This is a genomic window from Streptomyces sp. NPDC028298, from assembly GCF_055565895.1.
The window spans coordinates 1-20,450 of the sequence record NZ_JBVHTL010000007.1 but is presented as its reverse complement, the minus strand read 5'-3'; the positions used below and the strand labels follow the sequence as shown (position 1 = coordinate 20,450).

General features: G+C 69.7%; 19 protein-coding genes. 14 read left to right on the top strand and 5 right to left on the bottom strand.

The annotated features are described in order from the left end of the window. Positions 1–116: 116 nt before the first annotated feature. From leuC to ACZ4TO_RS28560, 4 genes are read left to right on the top strand one after another with little or no spacing between them, the layout of a single operon-like run. Positions 117–1,520, top strand: a complete 1,404-nt coding sequence (gene leuC / locus ACZ4TO_RS28575; protein ID WP_468025581.1) for a 3-isopropylmalate dehydratase large subunit — start codon at positions 117–119, stop codon at positions 1,518–1,520. Between the two features lie 14 nt (positions 1,521–1,534). Further along, positions 1,535–2,134 carry a 3-isopropylmalate dehydratase small subunit gene (gene leuD / locus ACZ4TO_RS28570; RefSeq protein WP_468025878.1) on the top strand — a complete coding sequence of 200 codons (600 nt, stop codon included), beginning with the start codon at positions 1,535–1,537 and terminating at the stop codon, positions 2,132–2,134. Then, a complete protein-coding gene (locus ACZ4TO_RS28565) occupies positions 2,131–2,751 on the top strand; it encodes a cysteine hydrolase family protein (RefSeq protein WP_382797242.1) in 621 nt (206 codons plus the stop codon). Before leuD ends, ACZ4TO_RS28565 begins: the two co-directional genes overlap by 4 nt. Positions 2,752–2,755: 4 nt before the next feature. After that, positions 2,756–3,760: a TauD/TfdA family dioxygenase gene (locus ACZ4TO_RS28560; protein ID WP_468025580.1), complete on the top strand. Its 1,005-nt coding sequence runs from the start codon at positions 2,756–2,758 to the stop codon at positions 3,758–3,760. A 340-nt stretch (positions 3,761–4,100) separates the two neighbouring features. Here the strand turns inward: ACZ4TO_RS28560 and ACZ4TO_RS28555 are convergent, their stop codons facing one another. Further along, positions 4,101–4,880 (bottom strand): IclR family transcriptional regulator, encoded by a 780-nt coding sequence (locus ACZ4TO_RS28555; RefSeq protein WP_382797247.1) that lies wholly within the window; start codon positions 4,878–4,880, stop codon positions 4,101–4,103. Positions 4,881–5,409: 529 nt separating this feature from the next. Further along, a complete protein-coding gene (locus ACZ4TO_RS28550) occupies positions 5,410–6,876 on the bottom strand; it encodes an MFS transporter (protein ID WP_468025579.1) in 1,467 nt (488 codons plus the stop codon). 64 nt (positions 6,877–6,940) lie between these two features. On the opposite strand from ACZ4TO_RS28550, the gene ACZ4TO_RS28545 reads away from it, so the two are divergent. From ACZ4TO_RS28545 to ACZ4TO_RS28525, 5 genes are all read left to right on the top strand, one after another. Continuing rightward, positions 6,941–7,723, top strand: a complete 783-nt coding sequence (locus tag ACZ4TO_RS28545; protein ID WP_468025578.1) for an ArsR/SmtB family transcription factor — start codon at positions 6,941–6,943, stop codon at positions 7,721–7,723. A 309-nt stretch (positions 7,724–8,032) separates the two neighbouring features. Next, positions 8,033–8,434 (top strand): cupin domain-containing protein, encoded by a 402-nt coding sequence (locus tag ACZ4TO_RS28540; RefSeq protein ID WP_382797250.1) that lies wholly within the window; start codon positions 8,033–8,035, stop codon positions 8,432–8,434. Positions 8,435–8,440: 6 nt separating this feature from the next. After that, positions 8,441–9,778 (top strand): class II 3-deoxy-7-phosphoheptulonate synthase, encoded by a 1,338-nt coding sequence (locus ACZ4TO_RS28535; RefSeq protein ID WP_468025577.1) that lies wholly within the window; start codon positions 8,441–8,443, stop codon positions 9,776–9,778. Beyond that, the gene (gene aroC / locus ACZ4TO_RS28530) at positions 9,778–10,962 is read left to right on the top strand and encodes a chorismate synthase (protein WP_468025576.1); all 1,185 of its coding nucleotides are present in this window, start codon (positions 9,778–9,780) and stop codon (positions 10,960–10,962) included. Before ACZ4TO_RS28535 ends, aroC begins: the two co-directional genes overlap by 1 nt. Before the next feature lie 265 nt (positions 10,963–11,227). Next, positions 11,228–11,461, top strand: a complete 234-nt coding sequence (locus tag ACZ4TO_RS28525) for a hypothetical protein (RefSeq protein WP_468025575.1) — start codon at positions 11,228–11,230, stop codon at positions 11,459–11,461. A 26-nt stretch (positions 11,462–11,487) separates the two neighbouring features. Here ACZ4TO_RS28525 and ACZ4TO_RS28520 read toward each other — a convergent pair whose 3' ends face one another. Next, a complete protein-coding gene (locus ACZ4TO_RS28520) occupies positions 11,488–12,264 on the bottom strand; it encodes a polysaccharide deacetylase family protein (RefSeq protein ID WP_468025574.1) in 777 nt (258 codons plus the stop codon). A gap of 86 nt (positions 12,265–12,350) precedes the next feature. On the opposite strand from ACZ4TO_RS28520, the gene ACZ4TO_RS28515 reads away from it, so the two are divergent. Together ACZ4TO_RS28515 and ACZ4TO_RS28510 are read left to right on the top strand one after the other, a co-directional pair. Beyond that, positions 12,351–12,914, top strand: a complete 564-nt coding sequence (locus ACZ4TO_RS28515; protein ID WP_468025573.1) for a hypothetical protein — start codon at positions 12,351–12,353, stop codon at positions 12,912–12,914. A gap of 629 nt (positions 12,915–13,543) precedes the next feature. Continuing rightward, positions 13,544–14,584 (top strand): NucA/NucB deoxyribonuclease domain-containing protein, encoded by a 1,041-nt coding sequence (locus ACZ4TO_RS28510; protein ID WP_468025572.1) that lies wholly within the window; start codon positions 13,544–13,546, stop codon positions 14,582–14,584. Between the two features lie 53 nt (positions 14,585–14,637). Here the strand turns inward: ACZ4TO_RS28510 and ACZ4TO_RS28505 are convergent, their stop codons facing one another. Then, entirely contained in the window at positions 14,638–15,105 is a 468-nt protein-coding gene (locus tag ACZ4TO_RS28505) for a hypothetical protein (RefSeq protein WP_468025571.1), read from the bottom strand. Positions 15,106–15,223: 118 nt separating this feature from the next. Here ACZ4TO_RS28505 and ACZ4TO_RS28500 point away from each other — a divergent pair, with 118 nt between their 5' ends. The 3 genes from ACZ4TO_RS28500 to ACZ4TO_RS28490 all read left to right on the top strand — a co-directional run bounded on the left by ACZ4TO_RS28500 (position 15,224) and on the right by ACZ4TO_RS28490 (position 17,435). Continuing rightward, on the top strand, positions 15,224–15,631 hold the full coding sequence (locus ACZ4TO_RS28500) for an effector-associated constant component EACC1 (protein ID WP_468025570.1): 408 nt from the start codon (positions 15,224–15,226) through the stop codon (positions 15,629–15,631). Further along, positions 15,631–16,860 carry a caspase family protein gene (locus tag ACZ4TO_RS28495; protein ID WP_468025569.1) on the top strand — a complete coding sequence of 410 codons (1,230 nt, stop codon included), beginning with the start codon at positions 15,631–15,633 and terminating at the stop codon, positions 16,858–16,860. Before ACZ4TO_RS28500 ends, ACZ4TO_RS28495 begins: the two co-directional genes overlap by 1 nt. A gap of 230 nt (positions 16,861–17,090) precedes the next feature. Continuing rightward, a complete protein-coding gene (locus ACZ4TO_RS28490) occupies positions 17,091–17,435 on the top strand; it encodes a PadR family transcriptional regulator (RefSeq protein WP_468025568.1) in 345 nt (114 codons plus the stop codon). Positions 17,436–17,518: 83 nt separating this feature from the next. On the opposite strand, the gene ACZ4TO_RS28485 is transcribed toward ACZ4TO_RS28490, so the two are convergent. Continuing rightward, the gene (locus ACZ4TO_RS28485; protein WP_468025567.1) at positions 17,519–20,047 is read right to left on the bottom strand and encodes a helicase associated domain-containing protein; all 2,529 of its coding nucleotides are present in this window, start codon (positions 20,045–20,047) and stop codon (positions 17,519–17,521) included. Between the last annotated feature and the right edge of the window lie 403 nt (positions 20,048–20,450).

Below are 20,450 nucleotides of genomic sequence, written 5' to 3'. Positions count from 1 at the left end.
ACGGGAGCGCCCGTCGCGGCCCGGATGCGCGGAAGGAGGAGCGCCGTGCACCGGCGGAGGAGACCTCCACCATCGGCCGATGCCCCGGCCCGCCGCATGGCACGAGTCTTGCGGCCATGGGTTCAACGCTTGCGCACAAGGTCTGGGCCGCCCACACGGTCCGCAGCGGCGAGGCAGGGGGCGACGACCTCCTCTACGTCGACCTGCACCTGCTCCACGAGGTGAACACGCCCGCGGCGTTCGACGGCCTGCGGGCCGCCGGACGCGCCGTGCGGCGCCCCGAACTGACGGTGGGCACCGAGGACCACAACGTCCCCACCACCTCCCCCCTCGACGGATTCGACGACCCCGCCGGCCGCCGGCAGGCCGCCCAACTCCGGCACAACTGCGCCGCCTTCGAGATCCCCGTGCACCGGCGCGGCGACCGGGGACACGGCATCGTGCACGTCATCGGACCCGAACAGGGCCTGGTCCGGCCCGGGATGACGGTCGTGTGCTGCGACTCGCACACCACCACGCTGGGCGCGTTCGGCGCCATCGCCTTCGGCATCGGCACCAGCCAGGTGGAGCACGTACTGGCCACACAGACCCTGTGGACGCGCCGGCCCAAGGACATGGCGGTCGACGTCACGGGGACGCTCCCGGCGGACGCGACCGCCAAGGACCTGGTGATGGCGCTGATCGCGGTCATCGGCACCGGCGGCGGCCAGGGACACATCATCGAGTACCGGGGCCCGGCCGTCGAGGCACTGTCGATGGAAGGCCGCATGACCCTGTGCAACATGTCCGTGGAGGCGGGCTCCAAGGCCGGACTCGTCGCCCCCGACGAAACGACCTTCGCCTATCTGCGCACCCGCCCCGGCATGCCCCAGGGAGCGGACCGGGACGCGGAGGAGGCCTACTGGACCTCGCTGCGCACCGACCCGGACGCGCGGTTCGACCGGCGGATCACCCTCGACGCCGCGACCGTCCGGCCCCACGTCTCCTGGGGAACCAACCCGGCCCAGAGCCTGCCGCTCGACGGCCGCGTGCCCAGCCCCGCCGACTTCGCCACCGCACCCGAACGCGCGGCGGCCGAACGCGCCCTGGCCTACATGGACTTGAAGCCCGGCAGCCGTCTGACGGACATCGGCATCGACACCGTGTTCGTGGGCTCCTGCACCAACGGCCGCATCGAGGACCTGCGCGCCGCGGCCGAGGTGCTGCGCGGCCGCCGGGTCGCCGACGGGGTGCGCATGCTCGTCGTCCCCGGCTCCGCCGCCGTGCACCGCCAGGCCCTCGACGAGGGACTCGACCGGGTCTTCACCGGCGCCGGCGCCGACTTCCGCCCCATCGCGGGCTGCTCCATGTGCTGCGGGCTCAACGAGGACCGGCTGCGGCCCGGCCGGCGCGCCGTGTCCACCAGCAACCGCAACTTCGAGGGCCGGCAGGGCAAGGGCTCGCGCACCCACATCGCCTCCCCGGCGGTGGCCGCCGCCAGCGCCGTCACCGGCCGGATCACCGCACCCACCGACCTGTGAGGCCACGCACCGCCATGGACCAGTTCACCGTGCACGTCGGCACCGCGCTGCCGCTCAGACGCAGCAACGTCGACACCGACCAGATCATCCCCGCCCGCTTCGTCCCCTACTTCAGCCCGGCCGGACACGGCAACGGCCTGTTCGGGGACTGGCGCGACGACCCGGCGTTCCCCGCGAACCTGCCCCAGTACCAGGGCGCGACCGTTCTCGTCGCGGGCAACGAGTTCGCCACCGGCTCCTCCCGCGAGTCCGCGGTCTGGGCGCTGCAGAAGTCCGGGTTCCGCGCCGTGATCGCCGCGAGCTTCGGCGACATCTTCCGCGAGAACGCCCTCATGCGCGGCCTGCTGCCCGTCGCCCTGCCGGCCGACGCCGTGGAGCGGCTGTGGGAGCTGACCGAGAGCGACCCGACCACACCGATCACCGTCGACCTGGAACGGCGCCAGGTCCGCTTCGCCGGCCGGACCGAGGAGTTCGAGATCAACGAGGGCGCCCGGGACCGGCTGCTGCGCGGCGCCGACATCATCGGCGACACCCTGCGCCACGAAGCGGAGATCAGCGCGTACGAGCGGCGCCGCCGGCCCCTCCTGCCCACGACGAACAGGAGCACGGTATGACCCGCCGCCCCGCCCTGCTGGTGCTCGACCTCATCAACGAGATCGCCCACCCCGAGGGAAAGTACAACGACGTCTGCCTCGCCCAGATCGAGAGCAGAGACGTCCTCGGCCACACCCGCCGCGCCATCGACCACGCCAGGGAACAGGGCATACCGGTGGTCTACGTGGTCGTCGGCTTCTCCCCGGGACTCACGGACTGGCCGCCGACGTCACCGCTGTTCGCCGAGGCGGCCGACGGCGACCGGCTGATCCTGGGGACCTGGGGCACCGAGGTCCACGACCTGCTCAAACCCCAGGCGCACGAGCCCGTCATCGCCAAACGCCGGGTCAACCCGTTCCTGGGCACCCACCTCGAACTGGTCCTGCGCTCCCACGGCGTGAACACGCTGCTGCTGACCGGAGTGACCACCGACCTGGTCGTCCTGTCCACCGCCCGCGAGGCCCACGACCTGGACTTCCGTGTGGAGGTGCTGGAGGACGCCACCGCCACGTCGAGCCCCGAACTGCACGAGGCGGCGCTGACCCTGCTGCGCCGCACCGCCGAAGTCACCACGGTGGACGCGGCGTTGGGCGCGGCACCGGCCGCAGGGGAGAGCGAAACCGAAGGGAAAGAGTGAGCCGATGCAGCCGTTCCACCTCATGACCGACCAGGAGAAGGACGAACTGTACGGGGTTCTCGAGACCGTCGAGACCAGCCCCTACGACGACTACCACGCCTTCTCCGCGGCCGTACGACAGGCGACGGAGGGCAACGTCCCCCCGTCGCTGGTCCAGGCCGCCGAACGGATCCGGGCACAACGCGCCGAGGGCGTCTCCGACACGCACGTGCTGCGCAACTGCCCGGTGGACAAGGACCTTCCCGAGCTCGGGCACGACGACCCGCAGGCGGACAAGTACGCCCGCAAGCGGACCTTCGTCGGCGAGGGGTTCCTGGAACTCGTGGCGCAGCTGACGCGCACCCCCGTGATGGCGTACGCGACCCGGTTCAACGGGGACTTCTTCACCGACGTGTACTCCATCAGCAAGTACCACGGCAAGCAGACCGGTTACAGCGACGGCGAGCTCGTCTACCACAACGACCGCACCGCCCATCCCGTACGGGCCGACTACATCAGCCTGCTGGGCATGCGCTGCCCGCTGCAGGAGTACACCTGCACGAGCCTGGTCGAGGCCCGCGCCCTGCGGGCCGCGCTGTCCGAGGACACCCTGCGCGTCCTGGGCCAGGCGCACTTCGTCACCCCCTTCGACGTGGTCTCCCGGGACAACAACAGCAGCCTGACCCTCTCGGAGAAGCACGCGGTCTTCCAGGGCGACTACGGCATCCGCTACCTGGACACGCACACCACCGTCGCGCCGGACGCCCCGGGCGAGGCCAAGGACGCCCTGATCGAGCTGAAGAACGCGCTCACCCGGGCGGAGAAGAAGCGGCACCGCATCCTGGAGGGCGACCTGCTGATCTTCGCCAACCAGAACGGGCTCCACAGCCGCGAGCTGATCGAGGTCAACGACCCCGAGCGGTCCCGCTCGCGCTGGCTGCTGAAGACGTACACCCTGCGCAGCCAGGCCGTCGCGGACGGCTTCGCGGACCGCTGGGTGGAGGGCGTGGCCGGCCGGGTCGGCGACTGACCCGGCCGACGGATCCCCGGACACCGAGGGGGAGGTACGCGGGACACGCTCCCGCGCACCTCCCCCTTCACCCGTTGCACCCTTGCCCGTTGCACCCTCACGCTCACTGCGCCCGCCCGCCCGTGCGCAGGGCAGGGCAGTGCAGCGCAGTGCAGGGGAAGGGCAGGAGCAGGGGGCAAAGGGTAGGGGTGGAGACGGGAGCCGGGCCGGCGGATGACGTGCCGGCAGCGTCCGCGGTCAGCCGGCGCTCACGGTCAGCCGGCGCTCACGGTCAGCGGGGGCTCGCTGTCACCGGCCGCTCATAGCCGTTCGGCGCCCGTGGCCAGGTCGGTGCCCGCGCTCAGCCGGTGACGCGCCAGGCGGTGCCGCGGCCCGCCCCGAGCTCGCGGGAGAGCAGGGTCGCCACGTCCCGTACGGCCACGGCGTGCTTCTGCCGGTTCTCCTCCGACAGGAGCCGCTCCACGGGCCCGATGACGCCGATCGCGCCCACCGGATCGCCGGAGCGGTCGAAGACGGGCGAGGCGATGCCGGCCTCGCCCAGCGTGCTCTCCTGGTCCTCCAGGGCGTACCCGGTCTGCAGGGTCTGCGCCAGCTGGTCCGCCAGGACGGCGGGGTCCACCACGCTCTTCCCGGTCAGCCGGGCCAGTTCGCCCTCCAGCAGCTCCTTCTGCCGCTGCTGGGGCAGGAACGACACGAGCGACTTGCCGAGCGCGCAGGTGTTCCACGGAATGCTGGCGCCGAGCTCCAGGATCTGTATCCCGCTGCCGTGCCGGAAGGCGTGGTGCACGACGAGCATGTGCTGGTCGCCGTCGAGCACCGCGACCCACACGGCCTCACCGGTGCGCTCGGCCAGGGTGTCCGCCCACGCGATCGAACGGGAGCGCAACTCCTGCGTCTCCAGGTAGGAGTTGCCGAGGCGAAGCAGTGCCGGTCCCAGGAGGTACCGGCTCGTCGCCTTCTCCTGGCGCACCAGGCCCTCGGCCTCCAGGGTGCGCAGCAGCGCGTGCACGGTCGGCTTGGAGACGCCGATCCGCGCGGCGAGCTCGGTGACACCCAGGTGAGGGCCCGACGTCGACAGTTCCTTCAGGATGCGCACTGCACGCTGAACGGACTGCACCATGTTCTACTCGCATTCACTATTGCGGAACGCCGTTGAGAGTAGCATTGCCCGCCAAGAATGCGCTTACGGGGCGAATGGGTAAGTCCGCCGAATCTTTGCGATCCGGACGAAATGAGATCGCGAATGATATCGAACGGCTCGTGCCGTCCTGCGGTCCTCCCGTGACCGGTGTGTGCCGGTGCGGTGCGGCCGGGGCGGTGCCGGATCGACGGGCGCAGCGTACCCCCCGTGGCGCGGAAGACGTAAGTCCCCACCGGGAAAGGGCTCGTCACCGGAAGCCGCCCGCGGCGAAGGCGGCGGGTACGGGACCGGGCGGCGGGCCCGCTCCGGCCGGCCGTGCCGGACGCGTCGGGGGCCCGCCGCCCGGGGCGGGGAGAACACACGCCGATCGGACGCCCTCGGGGCGGCTCGCGGGTCGCGCGGGAAATTCCGTGTTTTATCGGCAGAGCGGAATTTCCCGCGGCGTGAGTTCCCCGCCGGAAAAGCCGCGGGGAACGCGCGCCCGGTCCCCGGGGAGGATCCGGCGGCCTCAGCGGGCCCGGGCGGCATCGGCCCGGCGCCCGGTGACCGCGGCCAGCACCGACGCCAGCAGGAACGCCACCGAGGCGATGACCGCCGCCGTGTGCAGCCCGCCGATCATGCCGCCCGACGCGCCGAGCAGGGTGCCGAAGAGGGCCACACCCATCGCGCTGCCCACCTGACGGGACACGTTGAACACCGCCGACGCCACACCGGCCTTGTCCGCCGGGCTCGCCTCCATGACGGCCACGGTGGCCGCCACGACGGTGACCGGCGTCGCCAGACCCGTCGCCATGAGCGCGAAGAGCAGCACCGGGTAGGAGGTGTCGGGGCCGGCCGCCAGCCAGCCCAGGAAACCGGCGCTGCCGAGCACCAGCGCGCCGGCCATGGGCAGATACGGGCCGCTGCGGGCGGTCAGACGGCTCGACAGCGGCGCCGCCAAAAAGCCCATGCAGACCGACGGCAGCAAAGCGAACCCGGTGCTCAGCGGGCTGAGCTGACGCTCCTGCTGGAAGTAGAGCGTGGCCACGAAGAGCATCCCGTAGTAGCCGAAACTGAGCAGCAGGCCGATCAGGTTCGTCGCGGTGAGCCGGATCTCGCGGAACAGCGACAGCGGCAGCAGCGGCCGCCTGCCCTCCGGCCGCAGGACCACGCCCCGCTCCAGACGCAGTTCGACGGCGACGAACACGGCCAGGGACACCAAGCCCCCCGCGAACAGCGTCAGCACCTCGGGCGACGACCACCCCGCGCTCCCCGCCTCGTTGAGCGCACCGGCCACCCCGAGCAGCCCGACCACGCCGAGCACCAGACCGGCCGGGTCCATCCGGCCCGGCCGCGCCCGCCGGCCGGGAGCCGGCACATGACGCAGGGTCAGCAGCACCGCCACCGCGGCCACCGGCAGGTTCACCCAGAACACCGAACGCCAGTCGAAGCCCGAGACCAGCAGCCCGCCGACCGCCGGTCCGGCACCGAAGGCGACGGCCGAGACGAGCCCCCAGTAGCCGACCGCCCGCGCCCGCTGGGCCCGGTCGGGATAGGCGGCCTGCAGCAGCGCGAACGACGCCGGCACCAGCAGCGCGGCCCCGGCACCCTGAGCCAGCCGGGCCGCGATCAGGACCGGCGCCGAGGACGCCACCCCGCAGCCCACCGAGGCGGCCGCGAAGACCCCCAGACCCGTCAGGAACAGCGTGCGGTGCCCGAAACGGTCCCCGAGCCCCCCGCCGAGCAGCAGCAGTCCGGCGAAGAAGGCGCTGTAGCCGTCGACGATCCACTGCATGTCCGACGCGCCGGCGTGCAGCGAGTCCTGGATGGAGGGCACCGCCACGTTCACGACCGTGACGTCGAGCATCACCAGGAAGTAGCCCAGGCTCAGCGCGATGAGCGGCGGCAGCGGCAGGGACGGCCGCCCCGGCGGCGCCGCCCCGGCGGGGGCGGCGGGGGCGTGCGAGGGGGAAGGAGAGGGATCCGTGGAGGTCATGTGATCAGTCTCGGGCCGCAATACTTCGTCATCCGTCGAAGTGTTCCCGTACTACGCTGGCCGCATGACCAGGACGACGACCGGCCGGCACCAGGACCAGGTACATCACCAGCCCGACATCGCCCGAGCGGCCGCCCTGATCGCCGACCCCTCCCGCGCCCGGATGCTGAAAGCGCTCAGCGACGGCCGCGCCCTGCCCGCCGGCCTGCTCGCCGCCGAAGCCGGCGTGAGCGCCGCGACGGCGAGCGCCCACCTGGCCAAACTCGTCGAGGCACGCCTGGTCACCATGGAGAGCGCGGGCCGCTGCCGCTACTACCACCTGGCCAACCCCGACATCTGCCTCGCCCTGGAGGCCCTGGCCGTCATCGCACCACCCCTCCCGGTCACCTCACTGCGCGACAGCAGCACCGCCGGCGCCCTGCGCCGCTCCCGCACCTGCTACGACCATCTCGCCGGCCAACTGGGCGTGGGCCTGCTGGAATCCCTGCTCAAGGCCGGCCTGCTCGCCGGACACGACGGCACCCACCGGCCCGACGAAGCCGTCCGCGACGGCGCGACCGGATACGGACACGACGTCGACTACCAGCTCACCGAGACCGGCCAGGAAACCCTGGACCGGTTCGGCGTCGACCTGACCCGCCTGCCCGCCCGCCGCCCCCTGATCCGCTACTGCGTGGACTGGAGCGAACAGCGCCACCACCTCGCCGGCGCGGTGGGCGCGGCGCTGACCGCCCGCCTCTTCGCCCTGCGCTGGCTGCGCTACGGCTCCAGCCCCCGCGTCGTCCACGTCACCGAGGACGGCACCGACGGCCTCGCCGCCACCTTCGGCCTGCGCCTGACGGACTGACCCCACCCCGGGGGGGGCCTCCACACGCGGCGTCTTGCCCCGGAGGACGCCTCCACCCCGGCCCGGGGACAGACCCCGCCTCCGAAGACCTCCACCCCGGCCGGCGGACCCGGCGGACCACCCCACCCCGGGCGAGCCTCCACCTCGGCCGATCGGCGTACTCCGTACGGAGGAACAGCCCCCGGCGATTCCTCCGACGAGCGATGACACACCGCCCCCGCGCACCCAACCTGGGTCGGGCCGGGCAGCCACCGCACCACGCCGGCCCCACGAACACTCCCACCGGCACAGGCAGAGGAGAACACCGACGTGCCCACCACGCCGAACCCCGCCGGCACCCGCACCGACCGCCAGGTCACCGTGCTGCGCGACCTGCTGTCCCCCCAAGCGCTGGACACCCTGCAGTGGAAGCGCTGGATCGAGCCCGGCCGCACCGGCACGGCGATCCACACCCTCTACGAGACCGACGACGACCGGCCGGCCACGGCCCAGCTCATCCGCTTCGACCCCGGATCCCACGGAGACCTGCACGAACACCTGGGCCACGAGCTGATGTTCGTCCTCCAGGGAGAGCTCCTCAACGACAACGGCGACCGCTACCGGACCGGCGACCTGGTCGTCGAACAGCCCGGAAGCGTCCACCGCATCAGCACGGAGACGGGCTGCACCCTGCTCGGCATCCGTGAGGCCCCGGTCGTACCGAAGAACTGAGCGACTGTGAACCCCGACAGCCCCACCAAGCCCTGGCAGTCACTGCCCGCGGCGCAGCAGCCCCAGTACCCCGATGCCGGAGCTCTGCGCGATGTGATCGCGGACCTCGAGTCGTATCCGCCGCTCGTCTTCGCGGGCGAGTGCGACCAGTTACGCGCCCGGATGGCGTCCGTCGCCAAGGGAGAGGCGTTCCTTCTCCAGGGCGGCGACTGCGCCGAGGCCTTCGACGCCGTGTCGGCCGACCACATCCGCAACAAGCTCAAGACGCTGCTCCAGATGGGCGCCGTCCTCACCTATGCCGCCTCGGTGCCGGTGGTGAAGGTCGGCCGGATCGCCGGCCAGTACTCCAAGCCCCGCTCCAAGGGCACCGAGACCCGCGACGGCATCACCCTGCCCACCTACCGCGGCGACTCCGTCAACGGCCGGGCCTTCACCCACAAGGCCCGCACCCCGGACCCGCAGCGACTGAAACGGATGTACCACGCCTCCGCCTCCACCCTGAACCTGGTACGCGCCTTCACCACCGGCGGCTACGCCGCCCTGCACCAAGTACACGCCTGGAACCAGGACTTCGTGAAAACGTCCCCCTCCGGCCGACGCTACGAACAACTCGCCCGCGAGATCGACAACGCGATGAACTTCATGCGGGCCTGCGGCACCGACCCCGAGGAGTTCAAGACCGTCGAGTTCTACGCCTCCCACGAGGCCCTGCTCCTCGACTACGAGTCCTCCCTCACACGGGTGGACTCACGCACCGGACGGCTCTACGACGTATCGGCCCACATGGTCTGGATCGGCGAACGCACCCGCCAACCGGACGGCGCACACATCGAGTTCGCCTCCCACATCCGCAACCCGATCGGCGTCAAACTCGGCCCCACGACGACCGCGGACGACGTACTGCCCCTGATCGAGCGCCTCGACCCCGACCACGAACCGGGCCGGCTCACCTTCATCACCCGCATGGGCGCGGACAAGGTCCGCGACAAGCTGCCCGAACTGGTCGAGAAGGTCACCGCCTCCGGCGCCACCGTGGCCTGGGTCTGCGACCCGATGCACGGCAACACCTTCGAGGCGGCCTCCGGCCACAAGACCCGCCGCTTCGACGACGTGCTCGACGAGGTGAAGGGCTTCTTCGAGGTCCACAAGACCCTCGGCACACACCCGGGCGGCATCCACGTCGAACTCACCGGCGACGACGTCACCGAATGCGTCGGCGGCGGCGACGAGATCCTCCTCGACGACCTCCACCAGCGCTACGAGACGGCCTGCGACCCCCGGCTGAACCGCAGCCAGTCCCTCGACCTGGCCTTCCTCGTCGCCGAAATGTACCGGGACCAGTGATGGGCACCCTGCGCTGGCTCACCGCGGGGGAGTCCCACGGCCCCGCACTCGTCGCCACACTGGAGGGCCTGCCCGCCGGCATACCCGTCACCACCAAGACGATCGCCGACCACCTCGCCCGGCGGCGGCTCGGCCACGGCCGCGGCACACGCATGAACTTCGAACGCGACGAGGTCACCCTCCTCGGCGGCGTCCGCCACGGCCTCACCCTCGGCTCCCCGGTCGCCGTCATGGTCGCCAACACCGAATGGCCCAAATGGGACCAGGTCATGGCCGCCGACCCCGTCGACCCGCACATCCTCCAAGGCCTCGCCCGCAACGCACCCCTGACCCGCCCGCGCCCCGGCCACGCCGACCTCGCCGGCATGCAGAAATACGGCTTCGACGAAGCCCGCCCGATCCTGGAACGCGCCTCCGCCCGCGAGACCGCCGCCCGCGTCGCCCTCGGCGCCATAGCCCGCTCCTACCTGAAGGAGACGGCCGGCATCGAGATCGTCTCCCACGTCGTCGAACTCTGCTCCGTGAAAGCCCCGCGAGGCATGCACCCCACCCCGGCCGACACCGACAGACTCGACGCCGACCCCGTGCGCTGCCTGGACCTGGACACCTCGAAGGCGATGGTCGCCGAGATCGACCAGGCCCACAAGGACGGCGACACCCTCGGCGGCGTCGTCGAGGTCCTCGCCTACGGCCTTCCGCCCGGCCTCGGCTCCCACGTCCACGGCGACCGACGACTCGACGCCCGCCTCGCCGGAGCCCTCATGAGCATCCAGGCGATCAAGGGCGTCGAGATCGGCGACGGCTTCGAACTCGCCCGCACACCCGGCTCCCGGGCCCACGACGAGATCATCCCCACCCCTGAGGGCATCAAGCGGACGTCGGGCCGCGCCGGCGGCACCGAAGGCGGCCTGAGCACCGGCGAACCGCTGCGCGTACGCGCCGCGATGAAACCGATCGCCACCGTGCCCCGCGCCCTGCGCACGGTGAACCTGACCACCGGCGAACCGGCACGGGCCCACCACCAACGCTCGGACGTGTGCGCCGTACCGGCCGCAGGCATCGTGGCCGAAGCGATGACAGCCCTCGTCCTGGCAGACGCACTGACGGAGAAATTCGGCGGCGACAGCGCCCCCGAAACCCGCCGCAACATACACGCCTACCTCCGAGCCCTGCCGATCCGCTGACCATCACGCCCGCCTCCCGGCGGCCCCCCACCCCCTGGAGCTTCGGCATGCGGCGCTGCTACGATTGATCTTGAGCTGAACGGCGGAAGTCGCGCTGGTCGGTGTTGCGTTGGTGGTCCAAGGAAAGACGCCCCGCTTCCTGCGGGGAAATGCAGGTGCAAGGCCTGCCCGGCGCTCTGTGAAGACCCCGTCCCGGTTGCCCGGGACGGGGTCTTTTTCGCTGGCATCGGAAGGTGGTGGTGAAGCCGTGCTTCAAGGAGACGAAGTGGTGCGGGCACTTCTGGCGGCAGTGGCAACCCTGGAAGATCTCGTCAAGACCGGACGCGACGCGCAGATGGCTTTGAACGCCCTGGAAGAGATCGCTTTCGAGCTCGGCAAGATGGACTCAGGGGAAGGCCGGCGGTTCATCGAGGTACTGGAGCACGTCGCCGCCACGGAGCCGGACCGCGCCGCCTGGATCCAGGACGTTCCAAGCGCACTGGGCCTTGAACACATGTGACCACCCAGCCGCCAGCCGCCGGCCGGTCACTTGTAGATTTTGCCGGGCTCGGCCTGTGCCGGAGCGAGCAGTTGGGAGACCGTCACGAAGGTGTAGCCCTGCTCGCCGAGCGACTTCAGGATGGAAGGCATGGCCGGCACGGTGCCCTTGTGCAACGGGTGGAGCAGGATGATCCCGTCACGACCGGCGCCCGCGAGCACGCGCTTGCGGATCAGCGCGGAGTCGTCCGTTTCGTAGTCCTTCGCGGTCACCGTCCACAGCACCTGCGCCATGCCCAGTTCCTTCGAGACCCTGGAGACGCGGTCGTCGGTGCGGCCCTGGGGCGGGCGCATCAGCGTCGGCTCACTGCCGGTGACACGGAAGATGGCCCGTGCCGTGCGGCGCAGCTCGTCGCGGATCTGCGCGTCGGAGACATCGGGCAGCACCGCATGCGTCCAGGTGTGGTCCCCGATCTCGTGGCCTTCCCTGGCGATCCGCCGTACCACGTCCGGGAACTCATGGATGCGCCGTCCCTCGAGGAAGAACGTCGCCGACGCCTTGTACTCCTTCAGGAGGTCCATCAGCCGGTCGGTGGGCTCTCCCGGATTGCCGTCGAAGGTGAGCGCGATGCACTTGGCCTTCCGGCAGTCCACCTGCCCCGACGCTACGACCGCTCCCGACGCGGCACGATCACGCTCCTCACCCGGGGAGAGCGTCTCCATCCTGTTCGCCCGGACGACCACGACGGCGATCACCGTCACGGCCGCCACCACCGCCAGGGCCAGGAGTATCAGCAAGCGAGGCCGCCTCTTGAGGATCTTCATCTCAAGGAGAAGATGCCGACGCCGCAAGCGTTGCCCGGCGGCCTCAACAGTGAGGCAGGACACGTGCGCGCAGCACGTCAGGAGGCATGTTGATCTACGAGTATCTGCCGTACGAATTCGCCCGGCTGGGAGTGGTCTTGAAAGCGGCCGGGCTCGATCCCCGTGCGGTGGCCGCACACGTGCGTCTGGCCCAGGAGCGTGCCGGGAGCGCACGGCTGGCCCCTCGCGAACCCCACAACCTGAGCGAACTGCTCATCGCAGAACTGCGACGCCTCCAGTGGGAGCGGATCGCAAGTCTCATGAACAGGGAAGCGATGGCCACCTACGCACCCGCTCACGACGCACGCGCCCGCCGATACGAACCGCAGCGGCTGCAGCGGCTGGCGAACGACGTGGCGCAGGCCGAGCAGTCGGGGGCCGACATGGTGCAGATCGAGCGGCACCGGGTCTACCGGATCGATGCCCGACCCCCTGCGGGCTCGCCAACGCACGTACCGGTCCTCACACTTCACCTGATGGCGGCAACACCTGACGCCGCGGCCGAGAAAGCCTGGACCCTCCACGGACGAGAAGGCGGCCTCTACCAGCGCGGCGGATACCGGATCACCTCAGCCGAACAAGCCCTCCCCGAACCCGGCGAACTCTTCTGATCCAGCAGGACTGACCGCCACCGACCACACGCTCACCCACACTCAGGCGCGAGCGGCCAGTCAGGCCTGTCACTGTTGTTGTCGAGTTGTCCCGATGAGGCAGGGCTTTCGGTCTCGGCCAATGATCCATCCTCATTCCGCCATCCCGGCGAGGCTGCGGCAATATGCGGACTTTCGTTCGATAGATCTTTTCTCGACCAGGTGTTCGGGCAGGGGGTCCGACGCCGACTGAGTTCGGGGGTTCAACCGTGAACGGAGTCCTGCTCCGCCGTGCCCGCAGGCGGGCATTGACGATGATGACGACTGCCGCCCTGCTGTCGGCGGCGGCGCCATCCATGGCGAGAGCCGAAGGGCCTGCGGATCTGCACGTGGAGTCCTACATGCTGCCTGCGGGAACAGCGGCACCCTCACTCAAGGAGCTACGGACCGAGGGCGGTACGGAGCGGCTGCGCGAGCTTGCCCGGACCGCAGAACTGGGTGCGCGGACGGCACAGGAGACGGTCGGGCCTGCCCGCTCGTACGCGCCGCTGGCGCGCCGTGCGTCCGCTGCCGCACCAACCGCAAAGAGCGGACTCTCACCCGCGGCGCCGGGCGGCGCCCAGATCACGGCACCGGAGCCGTCGCGGACGATGACGTTCGACGAATGCAAGAGAGGACTGGGCAGCACCACGAACTTCTTCCTGAAGTCCCGGTTCGCAGTCTGCTCAGGAGCCTCCTTCGTCCAGACCTGGGTCGTCAACCGCAGGCCCGCCGGCGTCAGTCAGTTCAACGTCCGCGTCGTGGGAACCATCGCCAAGAACAGCCGCACGATCAACTTCCAGTACTACTTCACCGAGATGGTGGCCCAAGGCGAGACCGAAGTGGCCGCCATGAAGATCACGACGAAGGCCGGCATACCCCAGAGCTGGCCCTCCGGTGCCCGCTACACCCGCGGCGGCCACATGCCCGGAACGAAGACCTTCACCGAACTCTCCGCCCAACGCACCTTCAACGACACCGTCAACGCCAAACCGGGCCAAGGCAGCGGCTCCGCCGACCAACTGTTCGCCGTTTACCAGCCGTCCATCTCCATCACCCCGCCGCCCAACGCCACGCTGACCGGGGACCTCAAGGGCAACATATTCATGCTCGCACCGCGCTGGGACGCCGCGACGTACCTCGCCAACTCAACCGGCGGCGGCAACCCGGCCAGGAAAGGCGCCGCCACGTTCAGCTACCTGACCGCGCTCACCCTGAGCGCGAAGCAGGGCGCCGAGGAGCGCGCCGAGGCGCAGCACATCAACCAGGCATTCCTCGTCCCACAGGACACCAAGCCGTACATGTCGGCGAAGAAAGTGCCCGGGCAGGCGGCAGCGGATCCGCTCCACCGCACGGTCAGCGCACGCCGCATCGACGACAACCGCAAGGCGGCGGTCAAGCAGTGCAAGCGGTACTGGGGCCCCAACTACACCAGCGGCGGCAAGGAGTGCGACGAGTACCCCTTCGCGAGCACCTATGAAGGGGCTGCGGAGCACGACTACGACCCAGAGGCACAGAAGTTCAACTTCTCCGCGAAGCCGATCCCGGGCGACGACAACCAGGCCGGCGGCTCCCTCCTGAAGAGCTTCTACGCCAAGAACCGCATCATCGACGGACTGGATGACGGCTTCATCGTCAAGATCGTCACCTGACCGTGCTGCGGCGGGAGCGGCCCCCGGCACAAGCCGCTCCCGCCCCAGCCGGTTCACGATGTGGCGGGCCAGAACTGCACGAGGTAGCGCTCCACACCGTGGCCGGTGCCCTCGCCTTCCGACAGAGCGGCGGCCTCGGCCCGGCCCGCACAGTGGACACGGACGTGCCACGAACCGCCGGAATCCGCCAGCGTGATCAGCCCGTCCATCCGGCCCGTGTGCATGGACCACACGGCAACCTGACCACTGGTCGACTCGAATTCGGCTTCGGCCACCTCATCCCAGTCGGACCGGTTCTGGACGGGCGGCGGCCCGTCCCACACTTCGACGCCGACCGTGGCGGTATGGGTATGGCCGCCGCTGGTGATGTCCAGACGTCCGGGGTGAGTACTGAGGAACGCATGCCGGTTGAAGTCGTCCGGGAAGGGAACCGGCAGTTCCGCGTCATCGGACTCCTGCAACCCGAAGGCATGGAAGCCGACATACGCATCCACATCCTGCTGCCGCACAAGCTCTGCCACGAGCGCCCCTTCGACATCACACACGACCGGCCATCACCGAGATGGTAGGCCCGTGCAACCACAACGGGCACACGTGCGCGACCTGGTCAACAGACCCAGACCAAACCACGCACCGACCATGCTGCTGACTCCGTATCTCCCTCCAGATGCCCTCCGGATCACAGTGGCCCAACACGTTGCGGGCACCGCCTTACCCACTCAGCACTGCACGTCCAGCCTGTGCAGACGTGACGTCCGACGGTCGTCGGCGCGCAGGTCCGCTGTCGTTGAGCTGCACGGCAGCGTCCCGCGGCCGGGGGAGATGGGCACGGCGCTCGACGTGCTGGAGCTGGTGACAGGCAACGGGTGGAGCGCGGCCTCCTTCGTGATGGCCGTGGTGGCATGGCGCCAGACCCAGCCACAGCGCCCCCGTGTGGAGATTCGCCGCGCCGGCACAGTCATCGTCCTTACCGACTGTTCCGAGGAAGAGATCGAGCGGGCGACCCGAGCGCTTGAGGCGGCGCAGGCCGACGGGGCCGCTCAGTGATGAGTGTCCTGCCCGACCCGGGTGCGTCGCGTGCAGTCCTGGTGGGAACAAGCCGCTACCAACACCTCGAGCAGCTGCCTGCCGTCTCCAACAACCTCAAGGACCTGGCCGATCTCCTGTGCGGCCCGCTGTCCCTGCACCTGCCACCGCAGCACGCGAGTGTCGTCGAGAACGCGGAGGCCGCGTCCGCGGTGATGGACGCGGTGCGCCAAGCAGCCCATGACGCCACCGACACGCTGATCGTCTACTTCGCCGGCCACGGCCTGGTCGACGGACAGGACGAACTCGGCCTGGCCCTGCCGCGCACACGGGTCGGCCGGATCGAAACCGTCCTGCCCTACGACTGGCTACGCCGTGTTCTGCTGGAGGAATCTCGGGCCGAGCGCCATGTCGTGATCCTGGACTGCTGCTACAGCGGCCGGGCCCTGGGGCGGATGAACGCCGCACCCGGACTCGCCGACCAAGCCGCGGTGGAGGGCAGCTTCCTCCTGGCGGCCGCCGCCGAGACCCGCACCGCTCTGGCCCCCGTCGGCGACACCCACACCGCCTTCACCGGCGCCCTGCTCGACACACTGCGCCTCGGTATACCCGGCAGTCCAGCGCTGCTCGATCTCGGAGCCGCCTACCGGCACTTGCGCCGGACGCTGGAAGCCCGCGGGCACCCCGTTCCGCAGGCGAGAGACCGCAACAGCGGCGCTCAGGTGGCCCTCGGGCGCAACCGTGCGGAACTGCCCGCCTCACCTGTGGCCGCGATAGCCGACGTGCCGGCTCCTTCGCGACCGTGGCCCGATCCACGCTCGATCCGTACCGGCACCGGGTACTTCACAAGCCTGGCGGCCGTCCGCGAGGTCAGCGGACTGACGCAGCAGGCAGTCGTCCAGCGCTCCGAGGGACGCATTTCCTCGGCCGGCACGGTCGGCCGGCTGGTCAATGGCTTCGCCCTTCCCTCTACCTTTGCCACGACGTCCGCCTACCTCTCGGCCTGCGGCCTTACAGACGAGGAGGTCTTGCTCTGGCAGGACGTCTGGCAGCGGCTGCGTTCAGATCCATCCCGCGATGACCAGCACAGCAACCACCAGGACAAGGGTCATGGACGGCTTCTTCCACCGGCTGACGGGGGAGGAAGGCTTCACGTGGTGCCCTGCTCGGTAGTACCCCTTGCGACTCTTGGCCACAGCTACACACCCCCGGCTCCGCGAGACTGCCTACAGGGCCGAGTCTTCCCGTGATCGGACCAGGTCGGATCCCGAACGGCTGAGCACGGCCGATTCCGCACTCATGCGAATTGAACAGACGGTGCGGTCTGCCCGGTTCGCGCCGCGTGTAGTGCCGGGCTGCAAGACTCTCGGCCTCACACCTGCCTGGCAACACTGGTCCGGCCTGTTTCCCTCGGGGCAACGCGATCTGGAGGCCGCCAGTCCTCTAGGAAGGCCATATATAGGCTATGTAGAATAAGGGTATGTCGGTGTTGCGTATGACCCTGCAGACCCAACTGGTGCTGCGGGCACTGCTGGAGGACCCCGCCAAGCAGCGGTACGGCCTGGAGCTGTGCGAGCTGGCGGGACTGCCGTCAGGCACGATCTATCCGATCCTGGCCCGGCTGGAACAGGCCGGCTGGCTGGACAGCACGTGGGAAGACCCGAGCGTGCACGAGGAAGCGGGGCGACCGCGGCGACGCTTCTACCGCATCACACGCGACGGCGCCGAGCAGGCACGGGAAGCCTTGGCACGCGCCTACCGCTCCCGCAAACAGCCGCTGCCCGGATGGGCGGCTCGCCCGGCGGCGGAGGGGGGAGCGTCATGAGCGGGGCGCGGCTACTGGCGCGGCAGGCGGGAACTGGGCCAGCAGGCACGGGGACGCAGCCCTTGCCAACTCGCTCACGCGCCCTACCAGCGCATGCCGAGCGCATCGAGCTCCGCCCGGCGCTGCGGCGTGAGCTTGGCGGCCCTACGTCGGGTGTTGTCGAGCCACCCGCCGAGCCGGATGCACGTATTGCCCTCCCCGCCGTCACCAGGCAGCTCTTCCACGTGCTGCCTTCCCACACGGAGGTGGCCCTCACGGACGTGGAACTGGCGGGCGGCGGCAAGGTGGATAGCCCACCGGTCGGCTTGTGTCCGTCGCGCCAACTGCGCTGCCGCCTCTTCCGGCGTGAGGGGCTCAAGACCCAGGACGCTGTCGAGAAGCCACTGCTGTACTGGTGTCAGCTTCTCCCAACCCACCCGCTGCGCCCTGCTCCAGGCGCCGAGGTCTTCGCCCTGCACGATGACCTCGCCTTCCCGTACGGGCAGGGCCCCGCCAGCTCGGACGTGCGCGAGCGTCAATGCGAAGCAGCGTTGCCAGTCGATACTCCACGCCGGACACCAGGCCGGGTCGAGTGCGTCCAAGGCGTCCATACGGCTCTCTGACAGCTCGCCGCTGTAAGAGATACCCGTTTCCCCGGCGGCACGCCGCTCGGCGTTCTCACGGGCCTTACGGGCCGCGGCGCGCTGGTTCTTGGCCCAGGTCCCGATAGCCAGACCACCGTCACCGCTACCGCCGCCCCAAACGGCATTGGCGGGCGGGAGGAAGTGCCCGTGGACGGCGGCGTAGTCCTTCGCGACAGCGAGGCCGTCAGCCCAGGCGGTATCCCACGCCGACCACACCATCCCGAGCGCCTCGAGCTCGACGACGCGCTTGGCCTCCAACGCGCCGGCCGCGTAATAGCGCCGTACATCTGCCAGCCACCGCCCCAGCGGATACCCGCCCAGAGCACCCCAATCCTCCGGCGCCTCAAAAACGTAGGGCACCCGCAGCTCCGCACTACCGCTCTCGCGCAGCCACCGCGTCGCCGCCTCGATGCCACGCCGCCAGTACGCGCCCTCGGGGTCGATGATCCGCAACCGGATGAACCGCGTCAGGGCAAACGGATCGCGCTCCTCGCTGAACCGCAGCACACCAGCAGCTGCAGAACCGACCCGCGCAAGACCTCGCTCCTGCTCTCCGCCCTCACCCACGAACTCGCCCTCCACACCGTCCTGTTCGAGCACGGGACGGCTGTTGCGGATCCGAGGATCGGCGAGCGCCTCGATCGTCTCTGTATCGTGCGCCCGCAGCGCCCCGAGGACCTTCGCGAGGATGCTGAGCGAGGCAGAAGTCAGCATTTCGTTCGGATCCTCGTCCGGCCCGAGGAATACCGGAACGATCAAAGTGGCCAGCTTCCCCGCCCCGGGATGCATGCGCAGCGCCCGTCCGACCATCTGCACAATATCGATCATCGACCCGCGCGCATCAGCGAAAAGCACAGCATCACACTCAGCCGTATCGACACCTTCCCCAAGAACCCGAACCGACGACAACACCCGCAATGCGGCCTGAATATCCGCCCCCTCGAATTCCGGCCCTCCGAGAAAATCCGAAGCGAATTCGTCCAGCACCTGGCGCCGGTGAAGGGGGGAGTGCTCGCCGTACAGCCAGTCCGCCCACACCCGCGCCGCAACAGGGAACGTCTCGGGGTCGTCCTCGGCGAGACGGGCGGCGACGGCCGGCACACCGGCCGCCATCGCCTTCGCCTCACTGACCCGACTGTGGAACGCCAGCACGCGCCGGAAGCGCTCTTCAACGGCTGCACGCATCAACCCGACCTGAACGGCAGCCAGTCGGGCCCCGCGCACGGCCGCGGACCCGGTGTCCTCACTGGTCAGGGCGGCGTAGAGGTCGGGGTCGCGGATGTCGAGACACAGCACCTGATACGGCGCCACGAGCCCCAACCGGATCGCCTCCGAGAGCGTGAGCTTGTACGCCACAGGCCCGAACACGGGGGAGCCCTCCTCCATGCTCGCCACCAGCCGTGGCTTGTCACCCTCCGCCTCCCAGATACGGGCCGTCGCCGTCAAGTAGAGCCGCCGCACCGCCGGAATCAGCCGCTGGTCATGCACTGCCGCCCACGGCCGACCAGCATCCCCACTGACGCGGTGTGCCTCGTCCAGGACCATCAGGTCCCAGACCGGCAGGCCGACCTCATGCGCACGCTGGAGAATCCCGAGCCCGACCGACGCGTAGGTGGCGAACACCGTCACGCTCTCCAACTCCGACACCCAGGAGACCAGTTCCTCGGGATCGGTCGTGCAGGGCATGCCCTCGCTCTCCTCCGCCCGCAGAGAGCACACCCCGACCATGGCACCCCTACAACCACCCCGCCGCCACGCGGCGGCCTGCTGCAGCAACAGGTCCAGGGTCGGCACCAGTACCAGCGTCCTGCGGGCGGAAAGACGGATCGCGGTTTCCACACTCATCAAGGTCTTGCCGGACCCAGTACAAGCAATGACCTGCGTCCTCAACCCCTCGGCGGGCATACGGCCACCGGGCGGATCCGACAGAGCCCGGAGAATGGAATCAACAGCCTCCACTTGATGCGGACGCAGTGTCACGATCTCCATGAGAATCTCTTTCTCCCTCTATCGGACGGAGCGAATTCGAGGTCATTCAAGACAGAGAGAGGAGAAACAGGAGACCGTTTCACTCTCCATAGTCCGAACCTGTTCCCCTCTGGAGGGGTGCCTGTCCAGCATCCCAGAACATATCCGTAAATAAAAAGTGACGCACACGCGATGTTCGAAAATGGTGGCATGTGATCACCCTCAGAAGCCGGCACCCTAAGGAGCATAAGAGACTCAGTCCCTGTAGCTGCGGCTTTTCTGACGCCCGGAGGGTGCGTCAGCTCCCTTGCCTGGACTGCGGAGCAGGCCTGGAAAGGGGTGTGATCCGGCGTTAGCCGGATCCCGTCAGATCGCGGAGCGATCAGACGGCGGCGGAACGGAGTTCCGCCTTCCCGCGCGGAGC

Excerpts from the sequence above, each read along its gene's own strand:
- ACZ4TO_RS28495 (WP_468025569.1), top strand. The coding sequence starts at position 15,631 with ATGAGTGTCCTGCCCGACCCGGGTGCGTCGCGTGCAGTCCTGGTGGGA.
- ACZ4TO_RS28555 (WP_382797247.1), bottom strand. The coding sequence starts at position 4,880 with ATGGTGCAGTCCGTTCAGCGTGCAGTGCGCATCCTGAAGGAACTGTCG.
- ACZ4TO_RS28515 (WP_468025573.1), top strand. The coding sequence starts at position 12,351 with ATGTTGATCTACGAGTATCTGCCGTACGAATTCGCCCGGCTGGGAGTG.
- ACZ4TO_RS28550 (WP_468025579.1), bottom strand. The coding sequence starts at position 6,876 with ATGACCTCCACGGATCCCTCTCCTTCCCCCTCGCACGCCCCCGCCGCC.
- ACZ4TO_RS28510 (WP_468025572.1), top strand. The coding sequence starts at position 13,544 with ATGACGTTCGACGAATGCAAGAGAGGACTGGGCAGCACCACGAACTTC.
- ACZ4TO_RS28545 (WP_468025578.1), top strand. The coding sequence starts at position 6,941 with ATGACCAGGACGACGACCGGCCGGCACCAGGACCAGGTACATCACCAG.
- aroC (WP_468025576.1), top strand. The coding sequence starts at position 9,778 with ATGGGCACCCTGCGCTGGCTCACCGCGGGGGAGTCCCACGGCCCCGCA.
- ACZ4TO_RS28565 (WP_382797242.1), top strand. The coding sequence starts at position 2,131 with ATGACCCGCCGCCCCGCCCTGCTGGTGCTCGACCTCATCAACGAGATC.
- ACZ4TO_RS28560 (WP_468025580.1), top strand. The coding sequence starts at position 2,756 with ATGCAGCCGTTCCACCTCATGACCGACCAGGAGAAGGACGAACTGTAC.
- leuC (WP_468025581.1), top strand. The coding sequence starts at position 117 with ATGGGTTCAACGCTTGCGCACAAGGTCTGGGCCGCCCACACGGTCCGC.
- ACZ4TO_RS28485 (WP_468025567.1), bottom strand. The coding sequence starts at position 20,047 with ATGGAGATCGTGACACTGCGTCCGCATCAAGTGGAGGCTGTTGATTCC.
- ACZ4TO_RS28490 (WP_468025568.1), top strand. The coding sequence starts at position 17,091 with ATGTCGGTGTTGCGTATGACCCTGCAGACCCAACTGGTGCTGCGGGCA.
- ACZ4TO_RS28520 (WP_468025574.1), bottom strand. The coding sequence starts at position 12,264 with ATGAAGATCCTCAAGAGGCGGCCTCGCTTGCTGATACTCCTGGCCCTG.
- leuD (WP_468025878.1), top strand. The coding sequence starts at position 1,535 with ATGGACCAGTTCACCGTGCACGTCGGCACCGCGCTGCCGCTCAGACGC.
- ACZ4TO_RS28500 (WP_468025570.1), top strand. The coding sequence starts at position 15,224 with ATGCTGCTGACTCCGTATCTCCCTCCAGATGCCCTCCGGATCACAGTG.